This window comes from Rhizobium herbae (assembly GCF_017873135.1).
Lineage (GTDB): Bacteria > Pseudomonadota > Alphaproteobacteria > Rhizobiales > Rhizobiaceae > Pararhizobium > Pararhizobium herbae.
In genome coordinates, this window is record NZ_JAGGJV010000015.1 from 65,913 (window position 1) to 74,982 (window position 9,070).

Annotated in this window: 9 protein-coding genes and 1 pseudogene; 6 read left to right on the top strand and 4 right to left on the bottom strand. The window is 56.8% G+C overall.

Features of this window, described 5'->3' with window-relative positions; all coding sequences use genetic code 11:
* The first annotated feature begins 16 nt into the window (after nt 1-16).
* The 4 genes from J2Z75_RS28605 (at nt 17) to J2Z75_RS28620 (ending at nt 4,615) form a co-directional block, all read left to right on the top strand.
* Nucleotides 17-415 carry a cupin domain-containing protein gene (locus J2Z75_RS28605; RefSeq protein ID WP_209857310.1) on the top strand — a complete coding sequence of 133 codons (399 nt, stop codon included), beginning with the start codon at nt 17-19 and terminating at the stop codon, nt 413-415.
* 427 nt (nt 416-842) lie between these two features.
* Nucleotides 843-2,183, top strand: a complete 1,341-nt coding sequence (locus J2Z75_RS28610) for an epoxide hydrolase family protein (protein WP_209857311.1) — start codon at nt 843-845, stop codon at nt 2,181-2,183.
* Nucleotides 2,184-2,799: 616 nt separating this feature from the next.
* A complete protein-coding gene (locus J2Z75_RS28615) occupies nt 2,800-3,540 on the top strand; it encodes a DUF6088 family protein (RefSeq protein WP_209857312.1) in 741 nt (246 codons plus the stop codon).
* Nucleotides 3,521-4,615: a nucleotidyl transferase AbiEii/AbiGii toxin family protein gene (locus tag J2Z75_RS28620; RefSeq protein ID WP_209857328.1), complete on the top strand. Its 1,095-nt coding sequence runs from the start codon at nt 3,521-3,523 to the stop codon at nt 4,613-4,615. The genes J2Z75_RS28615 and J2Z75_RS28620 overlap by 20 nt, the downstream gene beginning before the upstream one ends.
* Before the next feature lie 511 nt (nt 4,616-5,126).
* On the opposite strand, the gene J2Z75_RS28625 is transcribed toward J2Z75_RS28620, so the two are convergent.
* Entirely contained in the window at nt 5,127-5,330 is a 204-nt protein-coding gene (locus J2Z75_RS28625) for a WYL domain-containing protein (RefSeq protein WP_209857313.1), read from the bottom strand.
* Between J2Z75_RS28625 and J2Z75_RS29465 the strand changes: the two are divergent.
* Nucleotides 5,321-5,479 (top strand): annotated as a pseudogene (locus J2Z75_RS29465) (VOC family protein); the annotation flags it as partial. The gene J2Z75_RS28625 and the pseudogene J2Z75_RS29465 sit on opposite strands and share 10 nt — an antisense overlap.
* Nucleotides 5,480-6,328: 849 nt before the next feature.
* On the opposite strand, the gene J2Z75_RS28630 reads toward J2Z75_RS29465, so the two are convergent.
* The 3 genes from J2Z75_RS28630 to J2Z75_RS28640 all read right to left on the bottom strand — a co-directional run bounded on the left by J2Z75_RS28630 (nt 6,329) and on the right by J2Z75_RS28640 (nt 8,180).
* A complete protein-coding gene (locus tag J2Z75_RS28630) occupies nt 6,329-6,619 on the bottom strand; it encodes a DUF1330 domain-containing protein (protein ID WP_209857314.1) in 291 nt (96 codons plus the stop codon).
* Nucleotides 6,620-6,861: 242 nt separating this feature from the next.
* Complete coding sequence (locus tag J2Z75_RS28635) at nt 6,862-7,287, bottom strand: organic hydroperoxide resistance protein (RefSeq protein WP_209857315.1); 426 nt, start codon at nt 7,285-7,287, stop codon at nt 6,862-6,864.
* 14 nt (nt 7,288-7,301) lie between these two features.
* The gene (locus J2Z75_RS28640) at nt 7,302-8,180 is read right to left on the bottom strand and encodes an SDR family oxidoreductase (protein WP_209857317.1); all 879 of its coding nucleotides are present in this window, start codon (nt 8,178-8,180) and stop codon (nt 7,302-7,304) included.
* Nucleotides 8,181-8,306: 126 nt separating this feature from the next.
* Between J2Z75_RS28640 and J2Z75_RS28645 the strand changes: the two genes are divergently transcribed.
* Nucleotides 8,307-8,915, top strand: a complete 609-nt coding sequence (locus J2Z75_RS28645; RefSeq protein ID WP_209857318.1) for a TetR/AcrR family transcriptional regulator — start codon at nt 8,307-8,309, stop codon at nt 8,913-8,915.
* The last annotated feature ends 155 nt before the right edge of the window (nt 8,916-9,070 follow it).

The following is a 9,070-nucleotide window of genomic DNA, read 5'->3' on the forward strand; positions in this document are numbered from 1 at the left end:
CCGAAAGGACACAGTCATGAAACCGATCAACGCATTTGCCGCAGCCCTCCTGTTTCTCATGAGCGCGATGACGTCGTTGCAGGCGTTCGCCGATGAACCACTGCGACGGACGGATCTCATTAGGAGCGATCTCAACGTGGCCGGCCACGAAGTCGTCCAGGTCCGTGTCGATTTTCTCCCGGGTGTTCTGGCCGTCAGGCATTCCCACCCTGGTGAAGAGATCGCCTATGTGATCGAAGGGACGCTCGAGTATAAATTGGACGGACGCGAGCCGGTCACGCTTTCCGCCGGTCAATCACTCTTCATTCCCACAGGTGTTGTTCACTCGGCGGAAAATGTAGGCCCCGGCAAAGCCTCGGAGCTTGCCACCTATATCGTCCGGAAAGGCCAGGCCCTGGTCGTACCCTCAAAATAACAAATCGGCAGGCAACAGGCGCAGGGAGCGGTGGCGCTGCCTGCGCCTGTTGGCACCGTCCAGGACACGACAGCAATCGCCACTTGGCATCGCCAGAACACATTCGCCAAAAATTTCGTCTGGATCGATAGGACGAGATTTGCCTTAGCGAGGCCGTATCGCGCTTAAGGCGCGTCGCAAGCACATTCGATCAAGCAACAAGTCGACCCCTGACCCTACAGTCGCATGATCCGAATCCCCGAGAGAGCCGCAGTGTTCACTGTGCCGCAGACCTCATCGAAAAGGCTTTTGCGACTGATGCGGGGAGCGGGCTCAGAATCGCGATGCTACGCTCTGATACACTTCCGGCAATTTTCAAAACATGCTGGATACCTCCGCCTTCTAGCCTGCTCTGCGTCACCAACAGGCAAAACAACGGAGAGTACCTATGCCTAGAACTGAAAACGCCTCCACTATTCGGGTGCATTTTGCTGGCCGCCTGATCGCAGTTGCGGTTGGCTCCCTCATGCTCGTTCCCGCGGGATACATCCTGCCGGCGATCGCCGCCGATACCATTTCGGCCACGTCGGCGAAAAGCACCAGTTCGGACGAGAGTATCCGTCCATTCCACATCAACGTCCCACAATCCCAACTCGACGACTTACGCAAGCGCATTTCCGAGACACGCTGGCCCGACAAGGAAACCGTCGATGATACCTCGCAGGGTATTCAACTGGCGCAAGTTCAGGAATTGGTTCGCTATTGGGGCACTGATTACAACTGGCGTAAAGCCGAGACGCAGCTCAATTCATTGCCGGAATTCATCACCACGATCGATGGGGTTGAGATCCAGTTCATCCATGTCCGCTCCCGTCATCCCAACGCCCTACCCGTGGTTCTCACTCACGGTTGGCCGGGTTCAACATTCGAGTTCATTAAGTCCATCGGCCCTCTTACCGACCCCACAGCTTACGGCGGCCGCCCCGAGGATGCGTTTGATGTTGTCATCCCTTCCATCCCCGGCTACGGCTTTTCCGGGAAGCCGACGGATTTGGGCTGGGGTCCTGATCGCACTGCACGAGCTTGGGACACCCTCATGAAAAGGCTCGGATATGAGCACTACGTTTCCCAGGGTGGGGATCACGGCTCGGTAGTGTCCGATGCGCTGGCTCGCCAAGCACCAAAGGGTTTGCGTGCGATACATCTCAATATGCCCGCGACGGTTCCAGGCGAACTGACCAGAGCTATCAACAGCGGCGACCCCGCTCCGCCTGACCTCACGACACACGAACGCGAAGCCTTCCAGTCGCTCAGCACATTTTTTGGACGCAATGCCGCGTACGGTGCGATGATGGTGACCCGCCCGCAGACCATCGGCTACTCGCTTTCAGACTCCCCTGCGGGTCTTGCCGCGTGGATGTACGAAAAATTTGCCCAATGGAGCGACAGTGACGGCGTCCCTGAGCGTGTCCTATCGAAGGACGAGATGCTCAATGACATCACCTTGTACTGGCTGACGAACACTGGAGCATCGTCCTCACGCTTCTATTGGGAAAACAACAACAACAACTTCAGTGCCGATGCGCAAAAAACCAAAGAAATCAAGATACCGGTCGCCATTTCGGTATTTCCTAAGGAAATCTACAAAGCACCTGAAAGCTGGAGCAAGCAAGCATACCCGACTTTGTACTACTACAATCAGGTAGCGAAAGGTGGACACTTTGCTGCGTGGGAGCAGCCCCAGCTCTTTGCGGAAGAGTTGCGCGCAGCGTTCAAGCCTGTCCGATAATAACGGCTAACACGCGTTGATCGCGGCCCTAAGTTTGGGCCGCGATTATACGTAATGCTCATTCGGATTCTTCGAGCTGCCGCGCCGCACCTCAACCAATGCGTTTATTGTGATATTTTCTGGGGTTGATGAATCTTCCGGTCTAGGAGCGGCAATCGAACTTGATGGGCATAACCCTCAACGGCAGCAACATACCGGTGATCACGGACAGAAGTAGCCGTCTTGCCTGCCATGCGGCCTCGCGTAAGCGCGGTCCGGCTATATTCATCGCCTTGATGAGGATCGAACCTTCGATGCGAGTTGCTTTTATCTCTTCGTATCAGCTTCTTAGGTTTTTTAGTGTGTCGTAAGGCACTGTTGTTTGAGGCTCTTTCCGGGCGCTGGCTTCCCTAGATGACAAGATCTAACCGAGCCGATGTACGCTCGGCTTGAAACTCGCTCCGGCTATCCTTGCCATGTGCAAACAGACGAACGACAAGGGCCTGACCACCTACATGAAAGCCTGAGTAATCATCATACTGACCAATATTTAGGTATAAAAACTGGTCAGTACGCGCGTATCGGTTGTCAGTGACCAAAGTTTGTATATAATCTTCGGTCAGAAGGTAGGACAGCTATGCCGGATCCCACATCGGACACTCTCGAACGCATTCACCAAAGGATTGCCGGCGCGGCGCCTTCGGGCGTTTGGTCGCGCGCCGATTTCCTCGATATCGCAACACCGAACGCCGTCGAAAAGGCGCTGCAGAGACTGACCAACCGCGGGGACATCCGACGCCCACATCGTGGTCTCTATGACAAGCCGAGTATCAGCCAGTTGACCGGCAAGATGGTGTTTCCGCCACGCGCCTCATTCATCGATGCGATCGCACGGCGCGACAAGCTTCGTATTTGCGTCGATGGCATGACGGCCGCCAACGATCTTGGCCTGACGACGGCAGTTCCGGCCCGTTCCACGGTCTACGCGGACACATACCCCCGAACCATCGAGATCGAGGCCAATGCCGGCGACGCCAAGGCCACAAAACCGGTCATCTACATCTTGGACTTCAAGCGCATTTCGGCCAAGACTGCTTTTTGGGCCGGCCGGCCGGCTATGCGGGTGATCCAGGCCCTCCACTGGTTTCGCGATGAGCGATCCAATCTGGAGGCCGTTGTCGATGGCATCGTCCGTTATCTGGCACGAAGCCCGCACAGGCAGGTGATTGTCCAGGATCTGCGCAAAAACATCCAGGCCCTCCCTGCCTGGATGTACCAGGCGATAGAAACGATAACACGCGACCCGCCGCCTCCGGAGGAAGAAGACACCCCAACGGACCAGGATGGGAAGGATGAACATGCGCCAGAGCTTCATTGACGTCCTTCGCTCAAACGCCGACGAGCAGAGAGCGCTGTTCTCCGCCTCTGCGTCCAATCTTGAGACGCGGGCCGAGAACATCGAGAAGGATCTCTATGTCTGCTGGGCACTCGACTTCCTGTTCAACCGACGGAAGGACGATTCAATCGGTCTTTATTTCAAGGGCGGCACCAGCCTCAGCAAGGCCTATGGCCTGATCCAGCGTTTCTCCGAGGACATCGACATCGGCATCTACAAGGCGGACCTGAATGTCCCGCTCGAGGCCGACATTGCGGCGCTCCCCTCCGTCACTCAGCAACAGAAGGCACTGGCGGAGCAGGTGGACGAAGCGGCGCGGCACTATATGTCCGGCCCGCTTAAGAGCTTGCTTGACGATGAAATCGCTGCGATCGAAGGAGAGACCGGACAAACGGGACATTTCTCGCTCGGCTTCGGGTACGATTCCTACCGGAAGAAGGAAGCACTCGACATACTGGTGCTGGGATACAGGAGTGTCTTTGACACGAGCGGCGGCTATGTCGAGGCGGCGGTGCGCATCGAAGGCGGAGCACGCCCGGATCCTGTGCCAGCCGAGACGCGACAGATTATCCCCTACATCGCATCCGAAATGCCAGCCGGTTCGGATCTCACGGTCTACAATGTGATGACTGTCAAACCGGAACGGACCTTCTGGGAAAAGGTCCTCATTCTTCATGCCATGACGGAAATGACCGAGAAGCGAAACACGGACCACAATGCGGAAGGAAAGGTCCCCGATCTCAATCGATATTCGCGACACTATTACGATGTTCACCAGATTTGGAACCACCCCGACTACGGGAAGGGGACCGCATCCATGCTCGATCTTGCCGAAGCGTGCCGGCGGCACAAGGAACTGATGTTCCGCGCGCCAGACCATCGTTATGATCGGGCAGTACCCGGCAGTTTCCGGCTGGTGCCGACGGCCGATATGCGCAAGAAACTGGCGACCGACTATGACAGAATGTCGGTGATGATCTTTGCGACACCGCCGGAATTCGAGGCCCTCATGAAAAGCATCGCGGATCTGGAACGTTACCTCAACAAGGAGCGATGATCGCTGGCTTGATCCCGCAGATCGAGGCAAGTGCGCGATAGCACGACCCGATTTCCGTCACGATAATCCTGCTTGCCACCGGCAGAGCGAGCCGCATGAATTTCTTGGGCAGAGGCTCTTGGCTTCGGCATGACCTGTGGCGGCAGGGATGCAAAGTTGCATACCGTCGGACGCCTCGCAAAGAGCATATCGGAGAAGCGAGTATAGCGTTGGCATTGCCACGGTTCGGGAATTCGCGCATGCAACTTCGGCTCCCGGCGCAGCCGCAGGAGATTCAGCATCGCGCCGGCGGCACGGCGGAAATCAGAACCGACTGCGCCCGAAGTTGTATTCCAATTGCTGAAAGTTCCGGCTTTGAACTTTCAGCGTCTCAATGTGTAGGTCGGGAATTTATACCGAGCCCGACACTATGCCGAGCTCATTTCCTAAAGCTCAAGATGTTCGTTCGCCCAGTATCGAAAGCCCGGCATAGTTTGAATGCCTTGGAAGAACGGGGGTTAGCTCACGGCAGTCATGGGGTAGAGCGCGAACGGGAAAGCTCGGTTTCACGCGATTGCAGCCATTGCCGTCTCAGCTTGCCTTTGGAAATGCCGATGGGCTCTTGGAGAACCTCGAGATTGAGGATGCGTTCGGTGCGAAAATGGCGAAAAGCTTGCTTTGATTCACACCACGCAATCAAGAGACAGTGCGTGTCCGCATAGCCGAGAATTCGCACGGCTAAAGGACCAGATCGAGGTGGTACATGAACCCAAGGATTTACCGTGGGGAAATCGCACGGTCCAGTTCTCTGACCCCGAGGGCACCCGCGTCGCCCTTTATACGCCCGTTACCGAGGCGGCGAAACGCCGCTTCAGCGATCGTTGATGGGCTGACACAGTCAGCCAGGGATCATTCCTCGGTCAAGGTGTGCAAGCTCAATGATCAGCAGTGGTGGCGGTCGAGCAGAGAACGGGCAAGAGCAACTCGCTCTCCGCCGCTGATGCAACTGCTCTGAAAACGAAAAAGCCTGCCGCGGGAGGAGGTGCGGCAGGCTTTTCGAAAAGAACCGAACAACGGCTGGGAGGAGGAGTGCCGCTGTTCCGACAGACGCCCCTTGGGAGGAGGAGTGGGCCGTCTGAAATCGAAGCTCTGCGGGAGGAGGTGCATCGCTTCGACAAGAACCAGAATACCCATTCTCGCCGCACATTAAATAGACTTTGCTGCAGTGCAGCTATGCCCAAAATGCACGGCCTAATTCTGATGAGAGCGATCTCCAGCACAGCGCCTCGCGGCGACCAGACACAAAAACGCCCGCGTCATCAGCGGGCGAATTGTCAATCAGATTGGCTTGGAAACCCGCAGATCCCATTGGCAGTTAAAGGCCGCCTTGATGTTTGGGATTTGTGTTGCGGAAACCATCTTGGCCAGCGTTGATATGCGAACGCAACAACAAGCCGGACATATGGACGCAAGCGATCAGATCAAAATTATCGCAAAACACCTTGCCAGCTGGGGGCCGTCCACATATGGAATCTGGGCCGTCGAGCCGGTTATTGCGGCCGCGCAGGACGCCTACTCTGAGCGCATACAATGGTAATCTTTATGACCGCAAGGGTGCCATTCCCTTCCAGAGGCTGTAGCCGTTCTTTGCAATGTAACTTGATGGAGTGAATTGCCTTCCTTTAGGTCCAGCCACCATTTCATGAGGCCAGGGGGACCGGAATGGGCGCGGGCCTAGTTGACCCCTCCTATGATGAAAGAGCGATAGTCCGCACCGAGAAACCGGTGTTTTACGGCAGCTTGGTATTCGGGACTGTCGTAGAAGGCGCGTGCCGCCTCCATCGTGGGAAAGCTGACCATCACCACACCTTCCGGAGCGGCCCCCTCTAGGACGTCTTGAGGGCCGTGCGCGGCAAGTACGGTTCCTCCCGATTCCCCCAGTAATGGCCTCAACATTTCCGCATAAGTCTGCAGTTCAGCTGTATTGCGGATGCGTTCCTGAATGAAAATTGCGTAAGCGGTCATGCTAGAATCTCCTTGAGAGTTTAATCAGCGGTCAGTCGCAAGCGACGACCTGCCGAATGCGGTTCGGTTTGAAAGCTGGTTCACGGCTGTGCGGGCGTTGTCGAGGTCGAAGACGCTGTCGATGACCGGGCAGATTTGGAGCTACGCCAGCCGTTGACGCGGGATGAGCGGGAGCCGAATCTTCAGATCAGGGTTGGACGCGTTGTCGCACCTTTCCGTCCGGTCCGCCTCCCGCATCGACATCAGTTCGTCGTAACGGTGATCGCCACGTCGATATTGCCCCTCACCGCGTTCGAATACGGGCACGTCGCATGCGCTACTTGCACGATCTCCTCAGCCGTTGCCTGATCGAGACCGGTGATCGCGACGTCTAGCGCCACTGAAAGCACGAAACCACCGCTGCCGTTTGGCTGCAAGCCCACTTCGGCCACCACCAGGATGTCGGTATCCTTCACCCTGGTCGCCTTATTGCGCGTGACGTGGATCACCGCATTCTCGAAGCAGGCCGCATAGCCGGCTGCGAACAACTGCTCCGGGTTGGTCGCGCCGCCCTTGCCGCCTAACGTCGCGGGCAGCGCCAACTGAAGGTCGAGAAGACCGTCCTCGCTGCGGACGGTGCCGCTGCGGCCTCCAATCGCAGTGACTTTGGTGCTATAGAGTGTGCTCATCGCAAAGCTCCCCCTCATAGCACGTGTGACATACCGGAAGAGGTGAGCAGGTCGTTCTGGATCGGGCGTACTGCCTCGTTCAGTCGATGGACACCAAAGTCCATGCCTTCAGGCATGACGACCGTCCGCAATGGACGCCTCTCCATGGCTTCGACCAGTTCCGCGATGGCATCGGCCACGCGTTGGGGCCGCGGGGGATTGGCCTCGTCGTGTCCATCGTTGGCGTGGGCCTTGATCTGACCCGGTATCGCCGCGACCTCGCCGTAGGAAGCAAGCACGGCCTGGTCCGATGGCTCCGGGCTCGACGAGATGAGGTTGCTTGGGAATGGTCCCGGCTCCACGATGACGGAGTCGATACCAAAGCCCTTCAGTTCATACCGATAGGCTTCGGCAAGCCCCTCGAGTGCAAACTTGCTCGCCGAATAGGTGCCGAAGAACGGAAAGACCACCCGACCCATCAGGGATGTCACATGAACGAGGAGCCCGCTACCAGCAGCACGCATATGCGGCAGAACGGCGCGGTCTGCCCGCACGGCGCCGAAGAAATTGACCGCAAAGAGCCGTTCGATATCTGCCACCGTGTAGGCTTCGGTAACGCCGACGGGCATCAGGCCGGCATTGTTGACCAGCACGTCGATCTTTCCATGCTGCTTGACGACCTGATCGATCGTTGCATTGACCGATGCCTCGTCTGCGACGTCCATTTCAAGGACCTGCAGCACATGCCCTTCAGCTTTCGCCGCGTCGATGAGCTCGCTCCGGACCTTGGCATTTCTCCCTTCGACGTCTCGCATGGTCGCAACCACAGTATGCCCCCGCCTTGCGAGTTCCAACACCGTGAGGTTTCCGAAACCACTGCTCGCGCCGGTTACAACAATGACTTGTCCGCTCATCTTAAGTCCTTCTCTTCAAATCCATGGATCGCAAACCATCAATAGACAGACCTGTATGTATTTGCAATCCGAAAAATTACAGAATAGTCTGTCTGCTGGCAGGTGAAGAATCTGAGGTGACGAAAAATGAAAGCGCACAGTGCGTTTATGGATGTAGCGGGGCAATCACTTGAGCGCCTCGCCCCGCGAGAACGCATATTGACGACTGCTTCGGACCTGTTTTACCGGCTCAGCATCAACTCTGTGGGGATAGACCGGATCATCGCCGAGAGCGGCGTGGCGAAGATGACGTTTTACAAGCACTTCCCCTCGAAGGCCACGCTCATCGCTACCTATCTACGTGACAAAAGAGCCATCTGGTTCCAGATGCTCGCGACCGCGACGGGAAAGCCTGGCCTATCGGCGACTGAGCGCGTGCTCGCGATTTTTGACGCGATTGATGAACCCCTCAGATCGCCTAGTTTCCGGGGCTGTTCGTTTGCGAGAGGATTAGCGGAATTTGGGCCCGAGGCAAACACGCCGGAGGTGCAGGCGACGATTGCCGAGTATTTCACCGAACTGCACGAATTCGTTGCGACGCTTATTGAGCCGCTCGCTTTGGATAACCCTGAGCGCGCTGTCATCCAAATCTTGTCGCTGGTCCAAGGCTCGTTTGTGATGGCGCAATCTATTCCTAACGCGGGAATTGTCGAGGCCAATCGCGATGCAGCCAAATTGTTGTTGGAGCACCCGTAAGCACCTTTTGATTTCCATTACCCAGTCGCCGATCTGGGCACCCTTCTATATTGCTCGCCAGCTATTGATTTGGCCAAGGCAACGACGGCTCTTTTTACCTTCGGATCGCTAATCCGCCGGAAGGCGCGATTTAGCTCCAGCCCCTCCGCGGTCTG